We start from the raw sequence: 26,983 nt of genomic DNA, 5'->3' as shown, positions 1-26,983 counted from the left end.
CCGATTCTACCGGTGGCCCCCCGACGGCTGCGCGGCCCGCTTCGTCGCGCGTGCCGCCCGGTGCGCCTTCACGGCGCGGATCGCCATCTGCGACGCGATGAAGGTGAGGAACACGGCGAAGAGGATGTTGGCCGTCAGCGGGTTCAGCAGCGTCGCGATCCACGCCCCCAGCGCCGTGGTTGTACACGCGGCGAGCCCGACGACGAGGGCCGCGACGAGGTCGACGTTGCGTCGCCGAGCGTTGCCGACGGTTCCCGAGATCGCGGTCGGGATCATCATCAGGAGCGAGGTGCCCTTCGCGATGAGGTCGCTCGTGCCGAAGAGGAACATCAGCGCCGGAACGACGATCACGCCTCCGCCCACACCGAGCAGGCCGGCCATGATCCCCGTGAACAGCCCGAGCCCGGCGAGCCCGATACCGACGCCCCAGTTCAGCTCGAGTACCGCGTCACGCGAGGGCACCACGATGAAGAGCATCACGATGACCACGACGAGGAACCCGACGAAGCCCCACCGCAGCGCGTTCTGCGGGATCTTGGCCAGCAGCCAGCTGCCGATCTGTGCGCCGATCACGGCACCCGCGGCGAGGATGATGGCCGGGACCCAGGCGACGGATCCGGTGAGGGCGTAGGAGATGACGCCGACCGAGGCCGTGGGGACGATCGCGGCGAGGGAGGTTCCGGCAGCCAGCCGCTGGTCGAATCCGAGCAGCAGCACCAGGAGCGGGACGATGACCGTTCCGCCGCCGACGCCGAACAGTCCCGACAATAGGCCGGCCGCGAGCCCGACCCCGGCACACGCCAGATAGAACCGCGAGCTCCGGCGCGCACCACGCTCGACCATCACTGCTCGACGTAATCGTCGATGAGCCAGCCGGAGCCACCCGGAACGAGCGTGTAAAGCGCTGAGAAGCTCGCGGGAACGGGGTTCTCGAGCGGAGCACCGGCGGCGTCCGCCGTCTGCGTGAAGGTCTCGACGGTTTCCACGTAGATGGTGTCTCCTTCTCGGGTCGTCGAGATGAAGCTCACCTCGTAGTCCTCGACCGAGTTGTTGAACTCGCGGGCCGCCTGGGCGAAGTCCGCGCAGTCGGACAGCCCGCCGCTCGCGAGGAACTCGGGAGTCAGGATGGCCTGGTAGGCCGCGCAGTCCATCTCGTCCCATGCGTCGTCGTACGCGTCGACGATGTCTTCGGCCGCCCGCAGATCGGCCCCCTGGACCGCAGTCGCACCGGGGCGATCGCTGCTCGGATCCAGGATCCCCACGATGAAGCGCGGAATGAACACGGCGGCGAGGACGACGAGCCCGACGAGGACGACGCCGAGCGCGACGAAGACGATCCAGAGCCGGGAACGGCGCGCAGGCGCTGCGTCGGTTTCGCCGACGGCGCCGGTCACGGCCGCTGTCGCGATCGACGGATGCGCGCCGGGATACACCGGCGCGAACCCTCCCGGCGACGGCGGGATCGGCGGCAGCGCGTCGGTCGGCGACGCCGTGTCGGATGCCGCGACCCCGTGCTGGCTCTCGGCGAGGGAGGCCTCCGTCACGGCCGGCGGTTCTTCGGGCTGAGACTCGGCCTCCGGCTCGGGCTCGACGGGGGCGTGTGTGTGCTCGGTCCACCGCGAGCCGTCCCACCATCGCAGTGCGCCGTGCCCGTCGTCGTACCAGCCCGGAGGCGTCGAACCGCTCAACTCTGCCTTCTCTCGCGTCGGGCGCAGATCCGCCTCGTTCAGACTACCGATCGGCCGAGACCGGCCGGCCGCCCGCGGCATCATCGGCCGCGCCGAGCTCGGCGACCGAATCCGGCTGCTCCGTCGCCGCCTGCTCGAACTGCGATTGGTACAGACGCCAGTAGGCGCCCTGAGCCGCGATCAGCTCGTCGTGCGAGCCCTTCTCGACGATGTCGCCGTGCTCCATCACGAGGATGAGGTCGGCATCGCGAATCGTCGACAGCCGATGCGCGATGACGAAGGAGGTCCGCCCCTCGCGCAGCGCCGACATGGCCTGCTGCAGCAGCAGCTCGGTTCGGGTGTCGACGGAGCTCGTCGCCTCGTCGAGGATGAGCACCGCGGGCTGCGCCACGAACGCGCGCGCGATCGTGATGAGCTGCTTCTCGCCGGCCGAGACGTTCGCGGCATCCTCGTCGAGGACGGTGTCGTACCCGTCGGGCAGCGAATGCACGAAGCGGTCGACACGCGTCGCGATCGCCGCCTCGACGATCTCGTCGTCGGTCGCGCTCTCGCGGCCGTAGCGGATGTTGTCGCGGATCGTGCCGGCGAAGAGCCAGGGGTCTTGCAGCACCATCCCGGTGCGCGAGCGCACGTCGTCTCGGGACAGCTCGGAGATGTCCTGACCGTCGAGGAGGATACGGCCGCCGTCGAGCTCGTAGAAACGCATGAGGAGATTGACGAGCGTGGTCTTGCCGGCCCCGGTCGGACCGACGATGGCGACCGTCTGGCCCGGCTCGACGCGGAAGGTCAGGTCGGTGATGAGGGGCTTCTCGGGAGAATAGGCGAAGCGGACATGCTCGAACTCGATCACGCCGCGGCCTCCGCGCGCCGGCTCGACATCGGGAGCGTCGGGGTCCTGCTCGTCCTCGTCGAGGAGCTCGAACACCCGCTCAGCGGAAGCCGTGCCCGACTGCACGACGGCGGCCATGCCGCCGAGCTCAGACAGCGGCTGGGTGAACTGCTGCGAGTACTGGATGAACGCCTGCACGTCGCCGAGTCGCAGCTGGCCCGAGGCGACCATCAGACCGCCGAGGACCGCGATGCCGACGTACGTGAGGTTCCCGATGAAGGTCATGCCCGGCATGATGAGGCCCGAGAGGAACTGCGCCTTGAAGGCCGCTTCGAAGAGCTCGTCGTTCTCGGCCTCGAACTTCTCGCGGGCGTCTCGTTCGCGACCGTACACGCGGACGAGGGCGTGCCCCGAGAACGACTCCTCGACACGAGCGTTCAACCGGCCGACCTTGCGCCACTGCACCGCGAAGGCCTTCTGCGACCGCGGCCCGATGACACCGAAGATCACGGCCATGAGCGGCAGCGAGACGAGCGCCACGAGCGCCAGCTGCCACGAGATCGAGAACATCATGAACAGCACGCCGACCACCGTCAGCACGCTCGTGAGCGCGGTCGAGAGGGACTGCTGCATCGTCTGCGTGATGTTGTCGATGTCGTTCGTGACCCGCGAGATCAGCTCGCCGCGCTGGACCCGGTCGAAGTACGACAACGGCAGCCGGTTGATCTTCGCCTCGACCGACTCGCGCAGACGCCACATCGTCCGCACCATGATGATGTTGATCACGAAGCCCTGCAGCCAGGTCAGCACGGCGGAGCCGACGTAGATCGCGAGGACGGTGACGACCACCCACTTCAGCCGGTCGAAGTCGACGCCCGCGCCCACCTGGAAGTTCTGCATCGCCCCGACGATGTTGGCGACATCCGTCTGCCCTGCGGCGTTGAGCGCCGCGACGACGTCCTCCTGGCTCGTACCCGGGGGGAATTGCGAGCCGAGGTTCGCGGAGACGACGCCCTCGAAGATGAGGTTGGTGGCATCGCCGAGCACGCGCGGGGCGAGGACGGCGAGAACCACGCCGACCGCACCGAGAACCGTCATGAGACCGAACACGAGGGCATAGGGGCGCAGCAGACCGATCATCCGCAGGAAGCTCGGCCCGAACTTCGCCGCCTTGCCGGGAGCGACACTGTCCCAGCTGCCGGAGTTCTGACGAGCCTGTTCCGCGAGCTCGAGCTCGGCGCGCTCCTCGTCGGTGAGGTTCTCGGCGCTCATGCGTCCACTCCCAGCTGCGATTCGACGATCTCGCGATACGTCTCGTTGGACTCGAGGAGTTCTTCGTGCGTACCGAGACCCGCCATCCGGCCGTCGTCGAGCACGAGGATGCGGTCGGCACCGGTCACCGTGGAGATCCGCTGTGCGACGACGATCTTCGTGACCTCCGGCAGTTCGCGCCACAGCGCTTCGCGCAGTCGCGCGTCCGTGGTGAGGTCGAGCGCGGAGAACGAGTCGTCGAAGACCAGGACGTCGGGGCGCCGCACGATCGCTCGTGCGATGGCGAGCCGCTGGCGTTGCCCTCCCGAGACATTGGTGCCGCCTTGCGCGATGCGCGCTTCGAGGCCTCCCTCCATCTCCGCGACGAAGTCGCGCCCCTGCGCGATCTCGAGTGCCTTCCACAGTTCGTCGTCGGTCGCGTCCTCCCGCCCGAACCGGAGGTTCGACGCGACCGTGCCGGTGAACAGGAACGCGCGCTGAGGGACGTAGCCGATGCCGCTCCAGAGCAGGTCGAGGTCGGCCTCGCGCACGTCGACGCCGGCGACCGTCACCGATCCCCCGGTGACGTCGAACAGCCGGGGTATGAGCGAGACGAGCGTGGTCTTGCCCGACCCCGTCGACCCGACGACGGCGACCGTCTCGCCGGGATCCGCGCGGAACGAGATGCCCTGCAGCACCGGCGTCTCGGCGCCCGGGTACGTGAACGCGACGTCGTCGAACACGATGGCGCCGGGCTCGGGGAACTCCCGCACGGGCGAGGCGGGACGCTCGAGCGCATCCTGAGAGGAGAGCACCTCGCCGATCCGGTCGGCGGAGACCGCGGCGCGCGGGATCATGATCGTCATGAACGTCGCCATGAGCACGCCCATCAGGATCTGGCCGACGTACTGCATGAACGCGAACAGCGTGCCGATCTGCACGTTGCCCTGATCGACCTGGATGCCGCCGAACCAGATCACGCCGACGACCGTGACGTTGAGCACCAGCATCGCCAGCGGGAACATCAGCACGAACAGCGACCCGACCTTGCGCCCGACGATCATGATGTCGGTGTTGGCACCGCGGAATCGCTGCTCTTCGATGCGCTCGCGGACGAACGCCCGCACGACCCGGACGCCGGTCAGCTGCTCGCGCATGATGCGGTTGACGTTGTCGAGCCGGGTCTGGAACTGGCGGAACAGCGGCACCATGCGGCCGATGATGAGCCCGGCGACCACGAGCAGGAGCGGCACAGCGACCCCGATCAGCCAACTGAGCCCGACATCCTGCTGCAGCGCCATGATGACGCCGCCGATCGCGAGCATCGGAGCTGTGACGAGCATCGTGGCGCCCATCATCGCGAGCATCTGCGCCTGCTGCACGTCGTTCGTGTTGCGGGTGATGAGCGTGCCCGGACCGAAGCGCGACACCTCGCGCTCGGAGAAGCCGCTGACCTTCTCGAAGACGTCGCGTCGGATGTCGCGTCCCGCGGCCATCGCGGCACGGGCAGCGCACAGCGTCGCGATGACCGACGCGACGATCTGCCCGAGCGCGATGACCAGCATGATGGCCCCGCGCGACCAGATGTAGGCGGTGTCGCCTCGGGCGACGCCGTTGTCGATGATGTCCGCGTTCAGTCGAGGCAGATAGAGCGAGGCCATCGCCGAGCCGAACTGGAACACCAGCACGCCCAGGAGCAGCCACCGATAGGTGCGCAGATAGCGGAACAGGAGCTTGCCGAGCATGGGTCTCCTTGAGCGAGTCGACCGGACGGTTCATGGTAGCGCCGGGCTCCGACACGCGAACGACCGTGGATCCTCACAGCCGCCGCCGATGCCGGATCGGTACCGTCGGTGCCATGACGACCGGCAGCTCCGTGCCCCCGCTCTCGATCACCGACGGTCTCCAGAACTTCACGCCACAGGAGCTCCGGAGCCTGCGCGACGAGTTCCAGCAGTTCCTCCTGGAGTACCGCTTCGGCATGCAGGAGATCGAGACGAAGCTGCAGATCCTGCGCGACGAGTTCCAGCAGCTGCACGATTACAACCCCATCGAGCACCTCTCGAGCCGGCTGAAGTCACCCGACGGCATCGTGGAGAAGGTCGTCCGGAAGGGGGTCGAACCCGAGTTCGCGTCGATCCGCGAGCACATCACCGACATCGCCGGCGTCCGCGTCACCTGCAGCTTCACGCAGGACGCCTATCGCCTGTTCGACCTGCTCACGGCCCAGGACGACATCGAGGTCCGGACCGTCAAGGACTACATCGCTGAACCCAAGCCCAACGGCTACAAGAGCCTGCACGCGATCGTGGAGGTGCCCGTCTTCCTCTCGACCGGACGCATCACCGTGCCCGTCGAGGTGCAGTTCCGCACCATTGCGATGGACTTCTGGGCGAGCCTCGAGCACAAGATCTATTACAAGTTCGCCGCGAACGTGCCGGCGGAGCTGACCGCGGAGCTGAAGGATGCCGCCGAGACGGCGGCCGAGCTCGACGCGAAGATGGAGCGCCTGCACCGCGAGGTGCGGCACCGTCCCCGCGTCGTGCGCATCTGAGCGCGCGACGCGGGGACGCGGGGATCAGTCCTCCGAGACCGTGATCTCGACGGGGATGTTGCCGCGGGTCGCGTTCGAGTACGGGCACACCTGGTGCGCGGCGTCCGCGAGCTCCTGGGCGACCTCGCGCTCGACGCCGGGCAGCACGACCTCGAGGACGACCGAGAGCGAGAACCCGCCGGCATCCGTGGGGTGGATCTGCACCTGGCCGCCGACGGCCGAGTCGGTCACGTCGATCTTCTTGGAGCGCGCCACCATCTGCAGGGCGGAGTGGAAGCAGGCGGCGTAGCCGGCGGCGAAGAGCTGCTCGGGGTTCGAGCCGCTGCCCGAACCCCCCATCTCCTTCGGAATGGCCATCTCGAGGTCGACCCGGCCGTCCGTGGTGCGGACGTGCCCGTTGCGGCCGGCGCCCGTCGAGAGTGCTTCGGCGGTGTAGAGAGCGCTCATGCGTGCTCCTCCTTCATTTCCTTTTCGGGGGTGGTCTTCGTCGCGCGGGTATCCGCGCGCAGATCGGTGGCGGTGTCGCGCATCCCGTCCGCCAACTCGGTGAGGGCGGCGATCAGCTGCCGGGCACCATCGACGGTGACGCCCATCCCCTGCGCGATGCAGGCGGGCACGTGGGCGAGCTCCGAGCGCAGTTCGCGGCCTCGGGGGGTGAGCGACACGGTCACGACGCGCTCGTCGACACTGTCGCGACCCCGTTCCACCAGGCCGTCACGCGTCATCCGGCGCAGCAGCGGCGACAGCGTGCCGGAATCGAGGTCGAGCGCCTGGCCCAGGTCGCTGACGCTGCGGCCGTCGCGGTTCCACAGCAGCACGAGCACGAGGTACTGCGGGTAGGTCAGTCCGTGCGGCTCGAGGAGAGCCGCGTACGCCTTCGTCGTTGCCCGCGACGCGGCGTAGAGCGAGAAGCAGACCATGTGCTGCGTCGGTTCCATACATGCACTGTACACAACTAGGTTGTGCGCAATCAATATGCTGGAAAAGTGCGCCGGCAGCCGCGGCCACCGGCGCACTCGTCAGCGATGACGTCAGGGCGTGGGCATTCCGCCGTTGACGTTCAGGGTCTCCCCCGCGACGTAGCTCGACTCTGCCGACGCGAGGAACACGTAGGCGGGCGCGAGCTCCGCCGGCTGACCCATACGTCCCAGCGGGGTCTCCTCGCCGAAGCTGTCGATCTTCTCCTGCGGCTGGCCGTCGCTCGGCTGGAGCGGCGTCCAGATCGGCCCCGGCGCCACGGCGTTGACGCGGATGCCCTTCGGCGCGAGCTGCTGGGCGAGCGCCTTGGTGAACGTGTTGATCGTCGCCTTCGTCGAGGCGTAGTCCACGAGCGTCTCGGACGGCGAGTAGGCCTGGATCGACGTGGTGTTGATGATCGAGGCACCTGCCGGCAGGTGCGGCAGCGCGGCCTTGGTGATCCAGAACATCGCGTAGACGTTGGTCTTGAAGGTGTCGTCGAACTGCTCGTCGGTCAGATCGGCCAGCTCGTACTGGAAGATCTGCTTGCCGCCGTTGTTGACGAGGATGTCGATGCCGCCGAGCGCCGAGACCGTGTCGGCGACGAGCGAGCGGCAGTACTCCGGGTCGCGCAGGTCGCCGGGAAGCTGCGCCACCGTCACACCCGCATCCTTCAGGATGCCGGCGATGCGCTGCGCGTCCTCTTCCTCCTCGGGAAGGTACGAGATGGCCACGTCGGCACCCTCGCGCGCGAAGGCGATCGCGGTAGCGGCGCCGATTCCCGAGTCGCCGCCCGTGATGAGCGCCTTGCGCCCGGTCAGGCGGCCGCTGCCACGGTAGCTCTCCTCGCCGAGATCGGCCTTCGGCGTGAGGTCGGCGTCGAGGCCCGGCTCGTCCATGTGCTGCTTCTCGGGCTCGATGTCCGCGTACAGCTCGGCGGGGTTGACGAAGGTGTACTGGTCACGGGACATGGTGTCTCCTTCCATCGGTCTTCCTGGGGGTGGTCGTCACTCGGGTCCGTCGATCAGGCGATCGACGGAGACCCGAACGTGTGGATGGGGCGGCCGGTCGCGCCGGGTTCGAGGCGGAGGATGCCGCCCGAGAGAGGATGCCGCTGCAGCTGCTCCTCGGTGAGGTTCTCGCGCGCCGATCCGACGAGGAGGACGTCGAGGTCGGGCCCGGCGAACGCGACGGAGGTGATGTTGGGCACGGGCATCGTGCTCTCCTCGACGAGGTCTCCGTCGGCGCTCCAGCGCGCCACCATGCCCTCGCCATAGAGCCCGTTGAAGAACGAGCCGTCGGTCGCCATTACCAGCCCGTCACTCGACCGGCCGACAAGGTAGGGCTCGAGCTCTCCGAGCTCGCCGGCGGGACCGTAGGACGCGCGGTAGACGGTCGAGGTCGCGGTGTCGGTGATGTACATCGTGCGCCCGTCGTCGGACCACTCCATACCGTTCGCGATTCCGTAGCCGCCGCCGAGCACCCGCACGTCGCCGTCCGGGTCGACCGACCATACCGCCGCATCGGGGTCGTCAGTCGTGAGCTCCATGGCGCCGACGATGAAGCGGCCGAACGGGTCGACCTTGCCCTCGTTCAGCCGCATGCCGTCGTGGCGGTGACGCAGCGAGGCGAGGTCGCGCTCGATACGGCCGTCCGCGTCGAGAAGGACGACGCGGTCCTTCAGTGCCGCGATGTAGCCGCCTCCGGCGGCCGGCTGCACCGCCGATAGCGGCGGGGGCAACTCGACGACCCGGTCGTCGCTGCCGTCGACCGCCCCGTCGAGCGGGCCGCGATGCAGCAGCCCTGCGGTGATGTCGACCCACACGACCTCGTCGGTGCGGTCGTCCCACCAGATGCTCTCGACGAGCACGGCACGAGTGTCGCGGAACACTCCGATCTCATCTGCCACGGAGGGCCTCCTCGGGGACGACGTCGCGGATGGTGAGGACCGTCGCGATGAACGCGAGGTGGCTGAGGGCCTGCGGGGTGTTGCCCCAGGCGGTGCCGTCGTCAGCGTCGATCATCTCGGCGTAGATGCCGACGTCATTCGCGAGGGCGACGAGCTGGTCGACGAGGTCGAGCGCCTCGTCATGCCTGCCGACGCACGCCAGCGCCTCGGCGCGCCAGAACGCGCAGGCGACGAACGTCTTCTCCTCCGCCGACACCCCGCTGTAGCGGTACAGCAGCGGGCCGGCGCCCAGTTCGTCGGTGAGGGCGTCGATCGTCGTCGACATCCGCTCGCCGCGGTCGAAGCCGGTGGGCGCGTGCAGCAGCACGGAGGCGTCGAGCTCGTCCGAACCCGCGTAGAAGGCGTAGGCCGACTTCGCCTCGGACCAGCAGTTCTCGTCGATCCAGAGCCGGATGCGCTCGCGCTCGGCCTTCCACCGCTCGGCGCTCCCGGGGATCGCGCCGCTCTCGGCGAGCGCGACGGCGTCGTCGAGGGCTTTCCAGCATCCCATCTTCGAGGAGGTGTAGTGCCGTTCCTCCGGCAGCTCCCACATTCCCGAGTCGGGATTGCGCCACAGGTCGCAGGTGCGGTCGGCGACGCCCGCCAGCATCCGCCCCGTACCGATGTCCAGGACGTTCCCCGCATCGACGTACGTCCGGCAGATCGCCATGAGGTCGCCGTAGACGCCGAGCTGAAGCTGCTCGCGCGCTGGATTGCCCGTGACGACCGGACCGACGCCTCCCCAGCCGGGCACGGGGTAGTCCTGAGCATCGGGCACGAGTTCGCCGCCTAAGGTGTACATGACGTGCAGCTCGGGCCCGTGCTCGCGGATGGTGCGCAGCATCCATGACAGTGCCGCGTGCGTCTCCTCGCGGAGACCGAAGCGCACGAGCGCGTGAGCGGTGTAGGCGAGGTCGCGCACCCAGGCGTAGCGGTAATCCCAGTTCTTGCCGCCCTCGGGATTCTCGGGCAGCGACGTGGTGGCGGCAGCGGCGATCGCGCCGGTGGGACTGAAGATGAGCAGCTTGAGGGCGAGCGCGCTGCGCTGGATGCGTTCCTCCCAGGGGCCTTCGTACGAGAAGACCTCGGACCAGTGCCGCCAGTTGTCGATCGTCCGGTCGATGCCGACGTCGACGTTACGGGGGTCGGGAAGGTGCAGGGGCTCGTCGTGCGTCGCGGCGAGCGCGATGAGGTGACGCGAACCCTTCGAGGCGGTGAACGAGCCGGTCAGGCGGGGGCCGCTCGTGCCGTCGGGATCGGGAGCCTCGGGCCCGTGCTCGAACCCCACGACGACGAGAGCGGTCTTGCCGCTGCGGATGACGTCGCCGTGCTGAGTGCGCTCGATCCAGGGCGACGCCGTACGCAGCGAAGTACCGGGATGGATGCGCCAGGCCATCGGCACGGTGCCCTCGAGCCCGTCGATGCGACGAGCCAGCTCCGCCCACGGCATCCGCCCGGCGACTCCCGACACCATGGCGTCGGTGACTCTCACGGACCCGCGAGCCGTTGTGAACGTCGTCTCGAGAACATTGGTGTCGGGCACGTACCGACGGGTGGTCTCGAAATCCTCCGTGGGCGCGAGCTCGAGATATCCGCCCGTCTCGCGATCGAGCAGGCGCGCGAAGACGGGCGTCGAGGTCAGATCGGGGAGCGGCAGCCAATCCACGCTGCCGTCGAGACCGATCAGCGCGACGGTGCGGCCGTCGCCGATCGGCGCGTACGACTCGATCCCCGGGGTCACATGCCCTCGTCGTTGATGTCGCCCTCGCCGTCCTCGCCGAGTTCGGCGATGACCGGGTCGTCTCCCTGGGTCTCCGGCTGGGCGTATCCCGTGGGCAGGTCCTCTGCGGGGATCTCGTCTTCGTCCGACGGGATGTGCGCCGGGTCGTCGCTCGTCGCCGTCGCGACATCGAGTTCGGCGGGGTCGACGCCGGAGTCGAGCGCCTCGTCGATCGCGTCGGTGCGGTCCCACTCGCGCTGGGCCGGGTCGAGGTCGGGGTCGGCCACGCTGGTCGCATCGCCGTCGCGCAGCGGCTGGATGCCGGCATCCTCGGCTGCGGCGGGGCGGGCGAGGTCGTCGTTGAATGCGTTGGACATGCCTCCACGATGCGGCGGGGCGGCGAATCCGTCGAGCCACTTGCACCGGGCCGGAGTGCGCGGTAACGCGCGCACCCCTCGATCGCTCAGGTGCCGTCGGTAGGCTGGCACGCTCCGTCCCCGCTCTTCCCGGAGGTCCCCCATGCCCGTCGCCCGAATGCTGCTGGATGCCGGACGCGGCGCTCTCATCGGAACCGTCGAGATCATTCCCGGAGTCAGCGGCGGCACCGTCGCGCTCATCATCGGCGTCTACGAGACGCTCATCGAGTCGGCCGGCCACCTCGCCCGCGGGGTCGCCCGTGGTGTCGCGGACGGCGTGCGAGGCCGCGGGCTGACGCGCGCTCGTGCCGAGTTGGCCGCCGTGCGCTGGTCCGTCGTGCTGCCGGTCGGCATCGGCATGATCACCGCCGTCCTCGTCGCGTCCGCCGTCCTCGCCCCGATCATCGAGGCCGAGCCCGTCGCCTCACGCGCCTTGTTCGCCGGGCTCATCCTCGCGTCGCTCGTCGTGCCGATCCGCATGGTCGGCGGCCGGTGGCGGATGCGCGAGTACGCCGTCGCCCTCGTCGGCGCGGTCGCCGGCTTTGCCCTCACGAGCCTCCCCCAGGTCGACCCCCTCGACCCTCCTCTCCCGGTCGTCGCACTCGCGGCGGCGTTCGCCGTGTGCGCTCTGGTGCTGCCCGGCGTCTCGGGGTCGTTCCTCCTGCTGGCCGTCGGGATGTACGCGCCGACGCTGGCCGCCGTCAACGAGCGCGATTTCCTCTACCTGGGCGTCTTCATCCTCGGCGCCATGATCGGTCTCGGCCTGTTCGTCTCGGTGCTGCAGTGGCTGCTCGTCCATCGTCGGCGCATCATGCTCGCGACGATGACCGGCCTCATGATCGGCTCGCTCCGGGCGCTGTGGCCCTGGCAGGAGGGCGGCGCCGTCCAGGCCCCCGGGCCCGACGCGCTGCCGGCGCTCCTCCTGGTGGTGCTCGGCGCGGCGGCGGTGGGCGGCGTGCTGCTGATCGAGTCGGCCGTGTTGCGGCGGGCCGCGCGGCGCCTCGAATCCGGAGCCGCGGGCTAGCACACGGCGGTCCGATCCGCCTCCCCCTCGGCTCATCGGACCCGACGTGTGAGCGTGGAGACATGATGTCTTCGATCGCCGCCGCTGCACGCACGCTGACCGACGACTCCCCTCAGCTCCTGCTGCGTGGGTACCGATTCGGCGACCGCATCTGGAGTCGCGTACGGGCTGGCGCCCGCTCGGCTCCGATGGGCCTGCTCGGCGACCCGACCGTCTTCGTCCGCGGCGCGGAGGGCGTCGAGGTGTTCTACGACGAGGAGCGGGTCCGGCGCCACGGGGCGATGCCCGGAATCGTGCAAGAGACCCTGTTCGGGCATGGTTCGGTTCACAGCCTCGACGGCGAGGACCACCGGCACCGCAAGGCGACCTTCCTCGACGTCGCCTACGAGGACGAGCAGGTCGAGCGTCTGCGTCCGCTTCTGGCTGCCGAATGGCAGGGCGAGCTCGACGACTGGTTCGCCGGCGGGGAGCGTTCCGCCTACGACGCGGCGGTGGGCGCCTTCGGCCGCGCCGTCATGCGGTGGGCAGGACTCCCGGGAACGCCCGCGGCGAAGACGCGGTGGGCGGCTCGTCTCGCCCAGATCGTCGACGGCTTCGGCGTCCCCTACTCCCCCGAGTACCTCCTCGCCTGGATCAATCGCCGCTGGTCCGACCGGCACACCCAGCACCTCATCGAGGCGGTGCGCGACGGCGACCTCGAGCCCGAGCCCGGAACGGCCCTGCATGCATGGGCCTGGCACCGGGACCGCGCCGGTGTCCTGCTGTCCGCCCGCCTGGCCGGCATCGAACTGCAGAACAGCATGCGTCCGATGATCGCCGTCGCGCGCTTCGTGGCGTTCGCCGCGAAGGAGCTCCACGACCGTCCGGAGTGGCGCGATCGCATCGCCGCGGAGGCGGCCGAGCGTGAGACGCTCGACGGCGGGCCTCTCGCCGTGGCGTTCGCGCAGGAGATCCGGCGCACGGCCCCGTTCGTCCCCATGCTCCCCGCGCGTGCGGTCGCCGATATCGAACTCGACGGCCAGAGCGTCGCGGCGGGTGGCCGCGTCGTCCTCGACATCCTCGGCACCAACCTCGATGAGAACTCGTGGGAGCGTGCCGACTCGTTCGCGCCCGAGCGTTTCGTCGGCGTCGACGACTACGAGGCTCTCCCCGCATTCATCCCCCACGGCGGTGCCGATGTCGCGACGGGCCACCGCTGCCCTGGCGAGAAGCTCGCGATCGCCGGACTCGCGACGGCGATCACGGCGATGAGCCACCCGGATGTCACTATCCTCGACTCGGGTCTCGACGTGAACATGCGCCGGTTGCCCACCAAGCCGGCGTCGGGCGGGCGCGTGCGGGCGACGGGCACCGGCGGCGGCTGCCCGTTCCACCGGCGCTGACGCGTCACCGGCAGACGACGTGTCCCCCGAAAGGCCGACTCGACGGACCGGCGGGGAGGCCCTAGCGTCGATGACGTCGACGATCTTCCCCCCGGATCGTGGAACGCCCCGCATCCTCCGATGACGGGGCGTTCTGGTTTCTGCGGGACGCGCGGCGCCACGTCATCCGATCGGATGAAATCCTGCGCGGAAATTCAGCCCATACGTAGCTCGCAAATGGCACCGTTGCGCCCCGATTTCACTGCTTCACCGGCCATTTTCCCTCGAGGTGGACGGATGGTCGGCGCGCCCCAGCATCCTGCCACGCGAGGCATGATCGTGACGTCGGGTGCGATCCAGCGCTGATGGGGAGCAGGGCGGGCCTGCTCGATCCCTCGGCCGCGAGTTAGGTCCTCGTCTCGCGTCCGACCTGCGCCCGGGACTCTGGAGGGGTCCCGGGCGCCTTCTCGTTCCCGCGGACTTTCGCGCGCGGTTGCCGTTGCCGAATACGACAAAACCCCCGGTGCGTCCGGGGGTTTTCATCTGTAGCAGGAGCGGGGCTTGAACCCGCGACCTCACGATTATGAGTCGTGCGCTCTCACCAACTGAGCTACCCTGCCGCATCGCATCCGAGGATGCTGCGAGCCCCGAGTCAGGATTGAACTGACGACCCCTTCCTTACCATGGAAGTGCTCTGCCACTGAGCTATCGGGGCGTGCTACCCGCAAGCGGGCAACTAGAAGAGGATACCATCTCGGCGGCCTCACTTCGAATCAGGTCAGCGCTTCGTGTGCTCTTCGAGCCAGGCGATCGGGTCGATCTGCGTCGTCCCGCCGAGGAGCACCTCGAGGTGCAGGTGCGCGCCGGTCGACTTGCCGGTGCTGCCGACCTGTCCGATGATCTCGCCGGGCTCGATCGTGTCTCCGACCTTCACCCGCAGCGAGCCGTACTGCATGTGGCCGTAGCGCGTCGAGACGAGCTCACCGTCGATGTTGTGGTCGATGACGACGGTCACGCCGTAGTCGCCGCCTGCCTCGGTCGCGATGCGCACGGTTCCGCCCGCGACGGCGTGGATCTCAGCCCCGGCCCCCGGCGTCAGGTCGACACCGCGATGCGGGCGGGAGAACTCGGACAGGTACGAGACCGAGCCGAACTGCGCCGAGATCGGAACCCCGACCGGGAACGGCCACTGGATCGCGGCGTTGGGGTCGTTGACCCACGTACCGGCGAAGTTGGTCACACCCGAGTCGGCCGCGATCTCCGAGACGGACGTCACATCGAAGGTGTCGCTGCGATCGAAGGTGACGCCCGTGTTCGGAGACGAGACGTACGCCTGGATCTCTTCGGGCTCGATCGACGCGGATGTCCGGGGCGCCTCGGCCGTGATGTCGCGACCCGTGTCGCCCGAGGCGAAGACGGCGGCGGCAGGGCTCGTCAGGCCGACGGCCAGGAGACCGACGGCGGCGACGGCGCTCATCGAGACGGATGCGGCAGCAACTCGCTTGCCCACGCGACGCAGGCGACCCGGACGCGCGACCGTGACCTCGCGGGTGCGCTGCTGGTGCTCGGCGATGGACTCCTCGCCCACCTGCACCGGGGTCTGCGCTGTGAAGGAGAACAGCCGCGCGGCGAACTCGAACTCGTCGACGTCGTGCGCGTCGGACGGCTTGCGCGTCTCATCGCTCGCGTGCGCGTCGCTGTGCGAGCGCGCGTCATCGGCATCCGGCGTCTCGGTCGTCGCGGAGTCGACCGCGGCCGGGCCGAACGACTCGCCCTGCGCGGCGGCATGCTCGGCGGCCGGGCGGGTGCGACGACGGCGGGATGGCGCGACGAAATCCGGTCCCGCGTAAGCGTCGCCGTCCACGACGGTGAGGACCATCTCGTCGGCTACGGTCTCGCTGGTCGCGGCGGCCTGCGAATCGACGGCTTCGACGTCCGGCGTCTGCGGTGCCTCGTCGATCGTTGCGACGTCATCGGCCGGAACGGCGGCGACCTTCGCGGCGAGCTCAGCTTCAGCTGCCAGCCGCCGCCACTGTGCCCGGGTGAGACCGGCAGCCCGCGTGAGTCCCGCCGAGGCTTCCCCTGCCGAGGGTCGCGAGGACGCGGCCTCAGTGGGAGTGGTCTCAGAAGTCAAATCGCAGGCTCTCGAAAACAGCGCGCGCTCGTGCGCAGCGGAACAGTCCGGGTTGCGTTCGATCCCTCGGCTCGGGTTCCGAAGATAACGAACGGGTAAACACTAACGTCTTACAGCTGGGAACGCGATCCACGCGTCAGCTTTCGTGGAAAACCCGTTCGGTCAGCCGACTGTGGAGCGACGACGACGCGGCGATCGTCATGGTACGGCCGGGCCGCTCGCCGGGCATACCGGTGACGACGCCGCCCGCCTCGGCGACGAGAAGCGCCCCGGCGGCGTGGTCCCACGGCTGCAGCCCACGCTCGACGTAGCCGTCGAGACGCCCCGCCGCGACGTAAGCGAGATCGAGCGATGCGGCGCCGGCTCGGCGGATGTCGCGAGCGACCGGCATGATCCGCCCGAGTCGCGCGAGGTCGCCCGCGTGCGTCGCCGGGTCGTAGCCGAAACCCGTCGCCAGGAGGGCACCGGCATCCGTCGGCTCGGACACCGCCAGGCGCGCATCCCCGAGCCACGCTCCCCCGCCCGCGGTCGCCCGGAACATCTCGTCGACAGCCGGCGAGAAGACCGCCGCCACGACCGCCTCCCATCGCTGAGGATCGGGTTCACCGTCGACGACCGCGATGCTCACGGCGTAATGCGGGATGCCGTAGGCGTAGTTGACCGTTCCGTCGATAGGGTCCACGACCCAGGTCAGCCCGCTGGCGCCGCGCTCGGCGCCGGACTCCTCGCCGAGGAAACCGTCATCGGGGCGCGCATGTGCGATGCGATCGCGGATGAGGAGCTCGACCTCGCGGTCTGCTTCGGTGACGATGTCGGCGAGCGCCGACTTCGTCGCGGCGATCGCGACTCCCTCGCCGCGGCGTCGGCGCGCGAGCGCACCCGCCTCGCGGGCGATGTCGACGGCCAGGTCTTCGAGCTCTCGGGCATCCACCATGCCTCCACGCTACGCGGTCGTGCCGGAGGCCAGCCTCGAAGCCGGATCGCCCAGGTCGAGGACTCGGGGTTCGATCGCCTGCAACGCCTCCTCATCATGCGTGGCTCACACCACCGCACCGCCCTGAGCGAGATGACCGGTCAGCAGCTCTCGGAGCGCGCGGGCGGAGCTCCCCCCAGATCAATCCCGCCCAGTTAGCGAGGTCGAGCCCAATGAGGATGACGGCGCCGGCCGCTGTCTGCGACGGCACCCCGAACCGGGGCAGGCGAAGTGTCGTCAGGGCAGCAGCGACGATCCATGCGTGGGGCAGATCCACGATCACCGGCGCACCTCGCTCCGAACCGCCGGCATACGTGACAGCGAAGCTAGTGACGACACGGACATCAGCGCGTCGGCAGGAAGTCGCTCTACCGGAAGCTGACGAGTCCGAAGCGCGCCGCCGTGATGAGAACCTGCACCCGGTCGCGGGCGTTCCACTTCAGCATGATGTTGCTCAAGTGGGCTTTGACCGTTCCTTCGGATACGTGCATCGAACGGGCGATCTCGCCGTTGGACTGGCCCGCTGCCAGATATCGCACGATCTCTGCCTCGCGCGCCGACAGCTTCTCCGACTCGGTAGGCAGTCGCAATGCACCGGTTTCAGCTGTCTGCAGGGCTCGGATCAGCTAGGGCGGCCCTCCTCGGTGGAGCTTTCGACTCCCGGCGTGAGGGGCGAGAATGGGTGGTGACGGCAGCCCTGCCCATCACCTGACGTGCGGCCGCGGAAGGCCTCAGCGCGGGGCGATGGGCTGGTCGGGCAGCGGCGGAGGCGGCGGATAGTCCCCGTACCCGGGCTCGGCGTGGGCCGCCTGCTGCGGCGGGGCCACCTGCGGTGCGGGGGCGGACTGCTGCGTCGGCGCGGGGGCCTGCGGCGCCGGCTGCGCGGGAGCGTAACCCTGCGGGTAGGTGGGGCGCCCCGTGTAGTACGCCTGCCACTCGGGCGATCCGTCGGCGAGGACGGGGAGAGGCGTCCGGCCATCGGCGTAGGTCGGCCATGCCGGGGCAGCCGGCTGAGGAGCGCGAGGCATCAGTAGCGCGTTCACGAGGGGCACGAGGGCCGTGCCCACGGCGGCGAGGATCGTCAGTGCGACCACGACCCGCCAGTAGATCGGCAGGAAGTCGAACCACTCCCCTCCGACCAACGGCACGATGAGCATGACGGCCACGATGCCGAGGAAGGCGATCGTCACATAGGTGACGATCGACAGGAAGGTCGTGGGGTTGCGCAGGTAGGCCTTGGTGAAGAGTCGCAGGTGCAGCAGCGCCAGCTGCAGGATGAGCAACACCAGCAGGAAACGCATGAACCGCTCGTACCCCCAGCCGAAGCTCTCGGTCGGGGATGGAAGCCAGATCATGACGGCGCCCACGAGCAGCGCCCCGACCCACGTGCCCATACTCGTCAGAGCGAACCACGCCGGGCGACGACCCGCGAGGTGCGACTCGAGGATCGCGATGCCTGCGAAGCCGGCGAGCAGCAGGACTGTCATGAACGCGCGGGCGACGATCCCGGTGCCCGACCCGATCAGCACCCAGACGACGCAGACGATCGCCGCCGCGATGAGCGCGCCGATAGCGACCCAGATCGCGGCTCGCAGCAGCTTGTTCGATTCCGGAGATGTGATGGGTTTGCTCATCGACAGGGTTTCCTTCCGCGCTGACACCTCACATCCTGGCACGCGCGAACGTTCCGTGCGGGGCTGAGAGGATTCTGTGGTGAACCCACCCCGAGAGCCTGGCCTTGAGTTCGACGCATCCGCGACGCGCACCTTCTTCCGCACGCGTCGCGCGGCGCTGATCCTGGTCGCGATCGTCTCGGTGAGCACGACCGTTCAGGTGCTCGCAACGCCGATCACCGCAATGATGGCTGGCCCCGTCGATTGGCCCTTCGACATATCGATATCGCTGCTGTGCGTCATCCTCGCCCTGGCATGCGTGGCCCAAGCCTCGGCTGTCCTCCTGAGCGATCGGTGGCCCCGCATCGCGGTCTTCGCAACCGTGGCCGTCTACCTCCTCCTCCTCGGCGCCTTCGACATACCGAACTGGCTCATCGGCATGTATCTCGTCGTGGCACTCGCGCAGTTCCTTCTTGCCCGCCGGGTCTCGGCCGGCTCGGCCGTCGTGTGCTTGCTCGGCGTCGTGGTCGCCGGAATGGGCGGGCTCTTCACCTGGGCCGTCTTCTACTCGGGTGATGTCGGTACCGCCCTGAGCTTCATGGCGAACGAGTTCTTCCGCTTCACCGCGCCGGCCCTCGGTGCGACCGCCCTGGGGATCTGGTGGGGCGCCCAGGTGCGTCAGGTGACCCTGGCTCGCGAGCAGGCCGAGCTCGCGCGCCAGGAGCACGACGCGCGGGTCAACGACGCGCGCGAACGCGAGCGCGCCCGCATCGCGCAAGAGCTGCACGATGTCGCGGGCCAGCACCTCGCCGGGCTCGTGACGCTGGCCGACGCCGCTATCTCCCTCGCACCGGCACGCCCCGACGAAGCCATCCGCCTGGTCGGCGAGGTGCGCAACGAGGGCCGATTCGCCGCCGCGAGCCTGGCGGGTGCGCTGAGCGACCTGCACGCCGCCGACGCAGCTGGTCCCGCCGAGACGACCCGCGACCTGCGTCGCGCCGGCGAGCTCGTGGAGTTCTGGTCGCAACGCGGCATGCCGGTCTCATTCGACCTAAACGGGGCCGTGTCCGATCTGCCCGCCGTCGTCTCGACCACCGCCTACCGCGTTCTCCAGGAGGCACTGACGAACGCGGCGAAACACGCCCCCGGAGCGCCGGTCACCATCTCGGTGACCGTGACCGAGGAGGAGCTCCATGCCCGCGTCGTCAACCAAGCACCCGGCACTGATTCGATGCCCGTTCCGGGCCTCGATCTCGGCTGGGGCCTGCGCGGGATGCGCGAGCGCGTCGAGCTGTTGCGCGGCACACTGTTCGCAGGGCCGACGCCGACCGGCGGATGGGATGTGCGGATCGCGATCCCGATCGACCCGATCGCCTGACAAGGAGAACGGTATGAACCGTGGGGCCGAGCGCATCCGCGTTCTGATCGCCGACGACAATCGCGCCGTGCGGCGGGGGCTGCGGCTTCAGCTCGAAGGCGCCCCCGGCATCCAGGTCGTCGGCGAGGTCTCGAACGGCGTCGACGCCGTTCATGTCGCACGCGCCGAACGCGCCGACGTCGTGCTCATGGATATCCAGATGCCCCAGATGTCGGGATTGTCCGCCACCCGCATGCTCGCTCGTCCCGACGACGGCCGCTCCCCCATCGCCGTCATCGTCATGACGAGCTTCGCCGTCGATGGCTACGTCAGTGAGGCACTTGATTCGGGCGCCGTCGGATACCTGCTGAAAAGCCACGACTCGGACCAGCTCGTCGGCGCGATCTACGCCGCAGCGCGGGGCGAAGCACTCGTGTCGTCGCGAGTGACGGCGCCGCTGATCCGAGAGTTCGTGCGCCGCGGCGGCGCTCCCGAAGACCCCGAAGCAAGCGCTCTGCTGACCTCGGCCGAGCGCCGCGTGATCTCCGTGCTCGCCGGCGGAGTCACGAGCAACGAGGGCATCGCCGAGACGCTGCAGGTGTCGGTTCACACCGTGCGATCGCAGCTGCACTCCGCACTCAAGAAGCTCGATCTCGCCGACCGCACCCAGCTCGCGCTGTGGGGCGCGCGCAACCGGGTGTGAGATTACTTCATCCATCCGGGTGAAACTTCGACACGGGTTTTCACCGCACGACCGACCGCACGACCGTCCCCCTCCCGCTGACCAGCGAGAGGGGGACGGTGCGTGTCAGGCTCAGCGGACCGCGCGCTGACGGTGGACCCGCAAGCCTCCCACGAGCAGGAGCAGACCGACCATCATGCTGCCCAGTCCGAGCATGAGGGCCAGGTGCGGTTCGCTGCCACCGGTGGCGGGCAGGGCGCTGTGGCCCGGGACCACCGGCTCGCCGCCGCGGACGTCGTTCACGAGGGCGGCGTCGACGGTGTCGCCCGGTTGGATCTCCACCGTGACCGGGTCGGCGGTGGCCACCTGGACCAGTGCGGTCGTTCCCGCCTTCGTCTCCGTGACGACGCAGTCCGAACCGGCGGGCAGGTCGGTGTACACCTGCTCGTAGTCGCCCGCTGCACTCCTCGCGGGGATCGTGAACGTCTCATCGAGCACGGCCCCGTCATCACAACGGACGGTGAGTTCGATGTCCGCCTGCAAGCCGGCGCCGCCACCCGTGATCGTCTTCACAACCCGCAACGAACCGGACAGATACACGACGTCGTTGGCCAGGGCGGCATCGACCGTCGCGCCCGGCTCGATCGCCACCGTGACCGGGTCGCCGGTCGTGACGTCGACCTGCGCGGTTGCGCCCGATTCGAGCTCCGTGACGGTGCACTCGGTACCCGCGGGGATGTCGGTGAAGAGCTGTTCGTACTCCCCCGCGGCAGCACCCGCGGGGATCTCGAACGTCTCGTCGAGGACGTCTGCGCACACGATGCCGAGCTCGATCGCTCCCTGCTGCCCGGCCGCCACTCCGTCGATGGACTTCACCACGCGCAGCGAACCGGGCCGGTAGGTCACGGCGTTCGCCAGGGAGGCGTCGACCGTCGCGCCGGGCTGGATCTCGACGGTGACAGGATCGCCGGTCGCGACCTGCACCTGCGTCGTCTCACCGGTCTCCGTCTCCGTCACCGTGCACTCCGTGCCGGCAGCCAGGTCGGAGTAGACCTGTTCGTAATCACCGGCCGCGCTCCCCGCGGGAATCTCGAAGGTCTCGTCGAGCACGTCGCCGCACACGATGCGCAGCGAGATGGCGCCCTGCTGACCCGCCGCGTCGCCGTCGATGTTCTTGACGACTCGCAGCGCTCCCGGCCGATAGGTCACCGTGTTGGTGACGGTGACGGCCGCGCCCTCTGACGTGATCTCCGCGTCCTGGCCGGCATCCGTCGAGACGTCGACGACCGTGTTCGCGCCCGTGACCGGTTCGGTCACGGTGCAGGTCGTGCCCACCGGTATGTCCGAGTACGTGAAGGTCTGCGTCGACGCGGTACCGGCCGGGATGTCGGCGGTATAGGCGTAGCCCTCGCCGCAGTCGATCGTCAGCTGGATATCGCCCTGCAACCCGAGCGCTTCACCGGCGAACGCCTTGCTGACCGTCAGCGAGCCCACAGCGAGGAACTCCGCCACCGCAGAGTCGACCGCGTCGAGTTCGGCGGTATCCGCGAGGATGAGCCGCTGCGCGTCGGCGAGATCCGGGGTGTTGCCGTCATATAGGTAGACCTGGCCGCGCTGAACGGTCACCGTCGCGCGCGCGTTGATCACCGCGTCTCCCGGTGATCCGTCGGGGACTCTCACCCAGATGTCGGTGCCCGATGGGACGGTCGCGGGGTTTGCCAGGGGCTCCATGCCCGCCTCATCCGTGAACATGGCGTACCCGCCGGGAACGGAGACGGTGACGTCGGTCGCTCCCTCGGCGGTGACCGTGTAGGGCCCGGCACTCGATGTCGCTCCGACCGTGTCGGACTCCGGCGTGATGCTCACTTCAGGCGCGGGCGGCTCCACGACGGGACCGGCGGCCTGAGCTGCCGCGACGATCGCCGCCGTGGCCTCGCGCACCGTGGAACTGGCCGCGGTGTTGAGCACATAGCCATCGGTGAAGTACCAGATCGCGGACTGCACGGCGGCAGCCTGCTGGTTCGCCGACAGACCCGCCGGCTCCGGAACGGTGGGGTAGAAGTTGTTGAGGATGTAGGTCACGTACCCGATGTTGGGCACGTTCGACTCCTCCCAGCTGCCGGACTCGTATCCGATCCCCACGTAGGTCGAGACGCGCAGATTGATGCAGTACATCTCAGCGGTGAGCGACGGGTCCGAGACGCTCGCCGCGACGATCGTGCCGGCGAACGTCGAGACCGATGCGTATCCCTCCGGGTTGCTCGCCGGGTACGGCGCCTGCGGGTCTTGGGTGATGGGCGACGGGGGTTGGAGACCGGGAAGCGTCGCACCCGGGCCGAGGCTCGTGATCTGGATCTCGGTGTTGGGACCGATCTGACCATCACCGATGGGCGTCGCATCATCGATGCGCGCATGTGCGGCGGGACCGAGCGGGAACAGAACGAGCGCCGCGACGACGAGAGCTCCCAGTGCGGCGATGATGCCACGGCTGCTCGCGCCGACTCGATCACCGCCAGGCGCGATGACTGAGCGCACCGTCACGGCGCGACCTGCTTTTCCTTCGACGAGTGATGCGCGGCTTCATGTCTCATGCCAGTCATGGCGTCGTCCTCTCTCCGGGGCGGGGGTGCAGACGCTCCCTTTCACGGGGATGCGTACGGTCACCCTCGACCACGACGGAGCGAGATCGGCAGTGCCATTCGTCCCTTCGATCTCCAGAAATCGAAAGAACTATCTCGCTCATAAAGGGCCGCTGTGCGTGCTTTCGTCGTGAGTGACGCGATACACGGCGGCTTGCGTACGACTTTCCAGATGCAACTTGGCGAGCAGTCCCGAGACGTAATTCTTGATGGTCTTCTCCGCCAAGCCGAGCCGGAGGCCGATCTGCCGGTTCGTCATTCCGGCGGCGATGAGACGGAGGACCTGCCGCTCGCGCAGGGTGAGGTCGGACACTCCCGGTTCGTCGGCGGGAACGACCGCGGTGGGCACCGCCTGCAGCCCATGGGAACCGTCGCCGCGCGCGATCCGCCGCACCAGCTGCAGGACGTCCTTCCCGCGGGCGTCATCGAGAAGATATCCGTCGGCTCCAGCCGCCCACGCGATGCGCTTGGCTTCCTCGGCGTCGGTGCGTCCGTGCACGAGCACGGGAACGTTCGCCTGCACACGACGGATCGTGTCGACCGTGTCGACGATGCGCGCGGTGGGTTCCGTCGCATCGAGGATGGCGACATCCAGCTCGGTCCGGTCGATCATTCGTCCCGTGTCGTCGAGTCGAGCCGCGTCGCCCACCACGACGACGTCGTCCGAATCCTCGATGACCGCTCTCAAGCCTCGTCGGACGACATCCCGTCGATTGATGAGGAGGACCCGTACTTCGTCTTCGGCGTCGAGGTCCTCATCAATTGACTCTGGCTGCGTCTCCACTTCGTCATTCATAGCCTCCGTGCCTCTCCCGGGTGGCCCCAGTCAAACACCTGCACCCGGGCGCGCCTAGGGGGTGCCCGGGTTTTCGAACGGTTTCAGGCCTTTAGTCCATACCACCTCCTTGCGGCGCGCATTCTGGACAAACGCGACTCCTTCATCCATTCGGATGAATTTTCACGACTTGTTTGCGGACCGCCTCGGTGCCCCTGCACCACTGCAACGCGGCACCACCGGTAGCTCAGGGCGCCTTTGTGCCGGGAGCGACGCAGGCGACGCCGCTCGAGCGGACGGATGATGACCCTGGGCCCGTCGTTCCGGGCCATGGGGGAAGCAGATGGAACCGATTTTCGGGCGCTTCGCGACACGAGGTCGGGTGTTCTACGACGCGCCCGGCACGGGTGACGCCAGCGCCGAAGCCGAGGGGCGTACCGCTGCGTACGTACCGGCGACGACCCTCGCGTGGCAGGGCTGGCGGCACAGCCGACGGGGCCCGTGGTCGGTGTGGCTGCCGCCCGCGCATCGTCTGCCCGAACAGGGATGGAAGGTGCACATCACCGCACTTCCCGATGCCGCAGCGACCGTGCTGGACACCGCCTCGAGGTACTGCCACCGCCACGGCATCGCTTTCAAGCACCTGCAGAACGCGCACGCGCTCGGCGCCGTGCTCGCCAAGGATGCCGACCGCTCAGGCGCGGGCAAGTTCATCACGCTCTATCCGCCATCCGAGCGCAGCCTCGAGCACTGCCTCGTCTCGCTCGACGACGCGCTCGGCGGCCAGCCCGGCCCGTACGTCCTTTCGGACCTTCGCTGGAACACGGGCCCCCTGTTCGTGCGGTACGGCGCGTTCACCGATCGCGAAGTCCTCGTCGGCGGCGAAGCCCTGCCCGCCATACAGGATCTGCGGACGGGAGAGTGGGTACCCGACCGGCGGACCGCGGGGTTCCACATCCCACCTTGGGTCGAACTGCCGCCTTTCCTTCAGCGGCAACTCGACGCGCTCGGACACGAGCCGCCGCCCGGCTTCCCGGAGATCACCGGCGCCCTGCACTACTCCAACGCCGGCGGTGTCTACACCGGAGCCCTCGACGGCGCCGAGGTCATCGTGAAGGAAGCTCGCCCGTTCGCGGGCTGGACGCCCGACGGGCGCGATGCCGTCGCCCGGCTCCGCGACGAGGAACGCACCCTCCGCGCTCTCGCCGGAAGGGTCCGCGTCCCGGCGGTCCGCGCTGCCTTCGAGGCGCACGGTCACCGCTTCGTCGCCATCGAGCAGCTGCCGGGACAGCCCCTGGACCGGCTGGTCGCAACGACCAGCCCGCTCACCGCCGCCGTCTCGACCGCAGCCGAGCGCCGCGCGTACCGCGATCGGATGCTGCAGCTGCTCGACGCGCTGCGGAGGGAGATCACCCGGCTGCACGCCGCGGGCGTCACCCACGGCGACCTGCACCCGGCGAACGTCATGGTCGACGCCGACGGCTCGGTGAGCCTCCTCGATCTCGAGATGTCCCTTCCCGTCGACTCCCGCGCGCCCGCCGTCCTCGGCGCAGCGGGATTCTCCCTCCCGGACGAGCCGGACCCCGTGCGCCGCGATGCACACGCTCTGGCGTGCATCGAGCTCTACGTCTTCCTTCCGATGACGAGCCTGCTGGCGCTGCAGCCGGCCAAGGCGGATGCCCTCGTCACCGAGGCCGCGACGGTCTTCGATCTGCCCCGCGAATGGTGCGAGCGGATGAGCGCCCGGCTTCGGCCCGCCAACTGTGCGGCGCGGCATCCTGCACCCGTCGTATCGATCGAGCGCGTCGCCGAGCAGCTCGTGGCCGACGCGACGCCCGAGCGGACCGACCGGCTGTGGCCCGGCGACCCCCGCCAGTTCGGGCAGCCCGCGTTCTCTCTCGGTCACGGCGCACTGGGGGTGGCCGTCGCGCTGGATGCCGGGGGCGTCGCCCTCCCGTCGAAACTGCGATCGTGGGTGTCGCGCTCGATTTCGAGGTCGCTCACCGGGCAGGCACGCCTCGGGCTGATGGACGGCGCGGCCGGCGCGCTCTGGGCCTGCCGGCGCCTCGGCTTCGCCGACGAGGCGACGGCACTCGACGAGTACCTGCACGACGACGCCGTCGGGTCACTCGGCTCCGACCTCGCGACGGGTCTTCCGGGGATCGGCATCGCTCTGCTCGACGAGCCCGATTCCGGGCGCGACATCGAGCGGGCGACCGCGATCACCGACGTCCTCGGCGCACGCTGGGGGCTGCTCGGCCCCGCCGCGCCGTCGGGAGCGCCGTCGCCCGCGCCGTCACGACGGCACGGCGGCCTGATGGGCGGCGCGAGCGGGACGGCTCTTCTGGCTCTCCGGGTGTTCGAACTCACCGGAGAGCGCCGCTTCCTCGAGATCGCCCGCCGGGCGCTCGACGTCGACCTCCGCACGTTGCGCCGCGACGCGGACGGGTCGGTGCAGGTCGACCAGGGATGGCGCATGCTTCCCTACCTCGCGCACGGGTCGGCCGGCGTCGGCCTCGTGCTCGCACGGTACCTGGCGCATGAGCCTGCCGATGACGAGCTGCGTGTCACGCTGCACGGCATCATCCGCGCGGCGTCGGCGCCCTTCGTCGTACAGGCGGGACTCTCCGCCGGCCGAGCCGGATTGGCCCTCTTCCTTCATTCTCTGGAGGCGACCGGACACGCGAGCGCAGACACGGTCCGCGCGCGCGACCATCACCTCGGGCGAATGACGCTGCACGCCCTCGACGCGCCGGTCGGCGCGCGTTTCGTGGGCGACGGGATGCTGCGCGCGTCGTGCGATCTTGCGACCGGCGCCGCGGGCGTGCTGCTCGCGCTCGCCTCCGCGTCGCCTCCGGCTTCGAACAGTGACCAGCCGGTCCTGCCCTTCCTCCCCCCGGTGCTCGTGCCCGCCGGTTCTCCGGCGGCGAGAGGATGAGGGAGGTGAACAAATGGGTTTCATCCTGGCATTGCAGACGCTCGAGAAGAGCGAAGAGGAACACCGCACTGTCGTGGGCAGCACAGTAAGCATCGGCCTGTGCCGGAGCACCGTGTCGACGGCC

22 protein-coding genes and 2 tRNA genes are annotated in these 26,983 nt (G+C 69.2%); 6 read left to right on the top strand and 18 right to left on the bottom strand.

Features of this window, described 5'->3' with window-relative positions:
• Positions 1 to 6: 6 nt before the first annotated feature.
• The 4 genes from P6897_RS04050 to P6897_RS04035 are packed head-to-tail and all read right to left on the bottom strand — an operon-like array spanning position 7 to position 5,513.
• Complete coding sequence (locus P6897_RS04050) at positions 7 to 843, bottom strand: sulfite exporter TauE/SafE family protein (protein WP_282502548.1); 837 nt, start codon at positions 841 to 843, stop codon at positions 7 to 9.
• Entirely contained in the window at positions 843 to 1,688 is an 846-nt protein-coding gene (locus P6897_RS04045; RefSeq protein ID WP_258524636.1) for a DUF2510 domain-containing protein, read from the bottom strand. The genes P6897_RS04050 and P6897_RS04045 overlap by 1 nt, the downstream gene beginning before the upstream one ends.
• Positions 1,689 to 1,731: 43 nt before the next feature.
• Positions 1,732 to 3,789: an ABC transporter ATP-binding protein gene (locus P6897_RS04040; RefSeq protein WP_274178510.1), complete on the bottom strand. Its 2,058-nt coding sequence runs from the start codon at positions 3,787 to 3,789 to the stop codon at positions 1,732 to 1,734.
• Positions 3,786 to 5,513, bottom strand: a complete 1,728-nt coding sequence (locus P6897_RS04035) for an ABC transporter ATP-binding protein (protein WP_282502172.1) — start codon at positions 5,511 to 5,513, stop codon at positions 3,786 to 3,788. Before P6897_RS04035 ends, P6897_RS04040 begins: the two co-directional genes overlap by 4 nt.
• 113 nt (positions 5,514 to 5,626) lie before the next feature.
• Between P6897_RS04035 and P6897_RS04030 the strand changes: the two genes are divergently transcribed.
• Positions 5,627 to 6,322, top strand: coding sequence for a GTP pyrophosphokinase family protein (locus P6897_RS04030; protein WP_112616804.1), 696 nt, complete (start codon positions 5,627 to 5,629; stop codon positions 6,320 to 6,322).
• A gap of 24 nt (positions 6,323 to 6,346) precedes the next feature.
• Here P6897_RS04030 and P6897_RS04025 read toward each other — a convergent pair whose 3' ends face one another.
• The 6 genes from P6897_RS04025 to P6897_RS04000 form a co-directional block, all read right to left on the bottom strand.
• The gene (locus tag P6897_RS04025) at positions 6,347 to 6,769 is read right to left on the bottom strand and encodes an organic hydroperoxide resistance protein (protein ID WP_282502171.1); all 423 of its coding nucleotides are present in this window, start codon (positions 6,767 to 6,769) and stop codon (positions 6,347 to 6,349) included.
• Complete coding sequence (locus tag P6897_RS04020; RefSeq protein WP_240309688.1) at positions 6,766 to 7,260, bottom strand: MarR family transcriptional regulator; 495 nt, start codon at positions 7,258 to 7,260, stop codon at positions 6,766 to 6,768. The genes P6897_RS04025 and P6897_RS04020 overlap by 4 nt, the downstream gene beginning before the upstream one ends.
• Positions 7,261 to 7,353: 93 nt before the next feature.
• Complete coding sequence (locus P6897_RS04015) at positions 7,354 to 8,250, bottom strand: SDR family oxidoreductase (RefSeq protein WP_112616993.1); 897 nt, start codon at positions 8,248 to 8,250, stop codon at positions 7,354 to 7,356.
• A gap of 53 nt (positions 8,251 to 8,303) precedes the next feature.
• Positions 8,304 to 9,188: an SMP-30/gluconolactonase/LRE family protein gene (locus P6897_RS04010; RefSeq protein WP_282502170.1), complete on the bottom strand. Its 885-nt coding sequence runs from the start codon at positions 9,186 to 9,188 to the stop codon at positions 8,304 to 8,306.
• Positions 9,178 to 10,968: a glycoside hydrolase family 15 protein gene (locus P6897_RS04005; protein ID WP_282502169.1), complete on the bottom strand. Its 1,791-nt coding sequence runs from the start codon at positions 10,966 to 10,968 to the stop codon at positions 9,178 to 9,180. Before P6897_RS04005 ends, P6897_RS04010 begins: the two co-directional genes overlap by 11 nt.
• Positions 10,965 to 11,324, bottom strand: coding sequence for a sugar ABC transporter ATPase (locus P6897_RS04000; protein WP_112616796.1), 360 nt, complete (start codon positions 11,322 to 11,324; stop codon positions 10,965 to 10,967). The genes P6897_RS04005 and P6897_RS04000 overlap by 4 nt, the downstream gene beginning before the upstream one ends.
• Before the next feature lie 142 nt (positions 11,325 to 11,466).
• On the opposite strand from P6897_RS04000, the gene P6897_RS03995 reads away from it, so the two are divergent.
• Positions 11,467 to 12,387, top strand: coding sequence for a DUF368 domain-containing protein (locus P6897_RS03995; protein ID WP_282502168.1), 921 nt, complete (start codon positions 11,467 to 11,469; stop codon positions 12,385 to 12,387).
• Between the two features lie 62 nt (positions 12,388 to 12,449).
• Positions 12,450 to 13,769 carry a cytochrome P450 gene (locus P6897_RS03990; protein WP_323987313.1) on the top strand — a complete coding sequence of 440 codons (1,320 nt, stop codon included), beginning with the start codon at positions 12,450 to 12,452 and terminating at the stop codon, positions 13,767 to 13,769.
• A gap of 525 nt (positions 13,770 to 14,294) precedes the next feature.
• Here P6897_RS03990 and P6897_RS03985 read toward each other — a convergent pair.
• The 6 genes from P6897_RS03985 to P6897_RS03960 form a co-directional block, all read right to left on the bottom strand.
• A tRNA-Met gene (locus P6897_RS03985) sits at positions 14,295 to 14,368 on the bottom strand.
• A 23-nt stretch (positions 14,369 to 14,391) separates the two neighbouring features.
• Positions 14,392 to 14,463, bottom strand: a tRNA-Thr gene (locus P6897_RS03980).
• A 63-nt stretch (positions 14,464 to 14,526) separates the two neighbouring features.
• Positions 14,527 to 15,882, bottom strand: a complete 1,356-nt coding sequence (locus tag P6897_RS03975; protein ID WP_282502167.1) for a M23 family metallopeptidase — start codon at positions 15,880 to 15,882, stop codon at positions 14,527 to 14,529.
• Between the two features lie 136 nt (positions 15,883 to 16,018).
• Positions 16,019 to 16,816, bottom strand: a complete 798-nt coding sequence (locus tag P6897_RS03970) for an inositol monophosphatase family protein (protein ID WP_282502166.1) — start codon at positions 16,814 to 16,816, stop codon at positions 16,019 to 16,021.
• A gap of 407 nt (positions 16,817 to 17,223) precedes the next feature.
• Entirely contained in the window at positions 17,224 to 17,394 is a 171-nt protein-coding gene (locus P6897_RS03965; protein ID WP_282502165.1) for a LuxR C-terminal-related transcriptional regulator, read from the bottom strand.
• Between the two features lie 192 nt (positions 17,395 to 17,586).
• On the bottom strand, positions 17,587 to 18,489 hold the full coding sequence (locus P6897_RS03960; protein ID WP_282502164.1) for a hypothetical protein: 903 nt from the start codon (positions 18,487 to 18,489) through the stop codon (positions 17,587 to 17,589).
• A gap of 79 nt (positions 18,490 to 18,568) precedes the next feature.
• On the opposite strand from P6897_RS03960, the gene P6897_RS03955 reads away from it, so the two are divergent.
• Positions 18,569 to 19,846: a histidine kinase gene (locus tag P6897_RS03955; protein ID WP_274178494.1), complete on the top strand. Its 1,278-nt coding sequence runs from the start codon at positions 18,569 to 18,571 to the stop codon at positions 19,844 to 19,846.
• A gap of 13 nt (positions 19,847 to 19,859) precedes the next feature.
• Entirely contained in the window at positions 19,860 to 20,528 is a 669-nt protein-coding gene (locus P6897_RS03950; RefSeq protein WP_274178493.1) for a response regulator transcription factor, read from the top strand.
• A gap of 111 nt (positions 20,529 to 20,639) precedes the next feature.
• Here P6897_RS03950 and P6897_RS03945 read toward each other — a convergent pair whose 3' ends face one another.
• Both P6897_RS03945 and P6897_RS03940 read right to left on the bottom strand, forming a co-directional pair.
• Entirely contained in the window at positions 20,640 to 23,048 is a 2,409-nt protein-coding gene (locus tag P6897_RS03945; protein WP_282502163.1) for a thioester domain-containing protein, read from the bottom strand.
• 198 nt (positions 23,049 to 23,246) lie between these two features.
• The gene (locus P6897_RS03940) at positions 23,247 to 23,942 is read right to left on the bottom strand and encodes a response regulator transcription factor (RefSeq protein ID WP_282502162.1); all 696 of its coding nucleotides are present in this window, start codon (positions 23,940 to 23,942) and stop codon (positions 23,247 to 23,249) included.
• Positions 23,943 to 24,264: 322 nt separating this feature from the next.
• On the opposite strand from P6897_RS03940, the gene lanKC reads away from it, so the two are divergent.
• Positions 24,265 to 26,859, top strand: coding sequence for a class III lanthionine synthetase LanKC (gene lanKC / locus P6897_RS03935; protein ID WP_282502161.1), 2,595 nt, complete (start codon positions 24,265 to 24,267; stop codon positions 26,857 to 26,859).
• Positions 26,860 to 26,983 lie beyond the last annotated feature (124 nt).

The sequence above is a fragment of the Microbacterium sp. BDGP8 genome (assembly GCF_029991045.1).
Classification (GTDB): Bacteria; Actinomycetota; Actinomycetes; order Actinomycetales; family Microbacteriaceae; genus Microbacterium; species Microbacterium plantarum.
Note: the sequence above shows the minus strand (reverse complement) of the source record. Positions and strands in the feature narration are given on the sequence as shown.

Bases quoted from the DNA above. Each gene is read 5' to 3' on its own strand.
- P6897_RS04015 (WP_112616993.1), bottom strand. From the start codon at position 8,250: ATGTCCCGTGACCAGTACACCTTCGTCAACCCCGCCGAGCTGTACGCG.
- P6897_RS03970 (WP_282502166.1), bottom strand. From the start codon at position 16,816: ATGGTGGATGCCCGAGAGCTCGAAGACCTGGCCGTCGACATCGCCCGC.
- P6897_RS04000 (WP_112616796.1), bottom strand. From the start codon at position 11,324: ATGTCCAACGCATTCAACGACGACCTCGCCCGCCCCGCCGCAGCCGAG.
- P6897_RS04035 (WP_282502172.1), bottom strand. From the start codon at position 5,513: ATGCTCGGCAAGCTCCTGTTCCGCTATCTGCGCACCTATCGGTGGCTG.
- P6897_RS03960 (WP_282502164.1), bottom strand. From the start codon at position 18,489: ATGAGCAAACCCATCACATCTCCGGAATCGAACAAGCTGCTGCGAGCC.
- P6897_RS03950 (WP_274178493.1), top strand. From the start codon at position 19,860: ATGAACCGTGGGGCCGAGCGCATCCGCGTTCTGATCGCCGACGACAAT.
- P6897_RS04025 (WP_282502171.1), bottom strand. From the start codon at position 6,769: ATGAGCGCTCTCTACACCGCCGAAGCACTCTCGACGGGCGCCGGCCGC.
- P6897_RS04020 (WP_240309688.1), bottom strand. From the start codon at position 7,260: ATGGAACCGACGCAGCACATGGTCTGCTTCTCGCTCTACGCCGCGTCG.
- P6897_RS03990 (WP_323987313.1), top strand. From the start codon at position 12,450: ATGATGTCTTCGATCGCCGCCGCTGCACGCACGCTGACCGACGACTCC.
- P6897_RS04040 (WP_274178510.1), bottom strand. From the start codon at position 3,789: ATGAGCGCCGAGAACCTCACCGACGAGGAGCGCGCCGAGCTCGAGCTC.
- lanKC (WP_282502161.1), top strand. From the start codon at position 24,265: ATGGAACCGATTTTCGGGCGCTTCGCGACACGAGGTCGGGTGTTCTAC.
- P6897_RS03995 (WP_282502168.1), top strand. From the start codon at position 11,467: ATGCCCGTCGCCCGAATGCTGCTGGATGCCGGACGCGGCGCTCTCATC.
- P6897_RS04030 (WP_112616804.1), top strand. From the start codon at position 5,627: ATGACGACCGGCAGCTCCGTGCCCCCGCTCTCGATCACCGACGGTCTC.
- P6897_RS04050 (WP_282502548.1), bottom strand. From the start codon at position 843: ATGGTCGAGCGTGGTGCGCGCCGGAGCTCGCGGTTCTATCTGGCGTGT.
- P6897_RS03940 (WP_282502162.1), bottom strand. From the start codon at position 23,942: ATGAATGACGAAGTGGAGACGCAGCCAGAGTCAATTGATGAGGACCTC.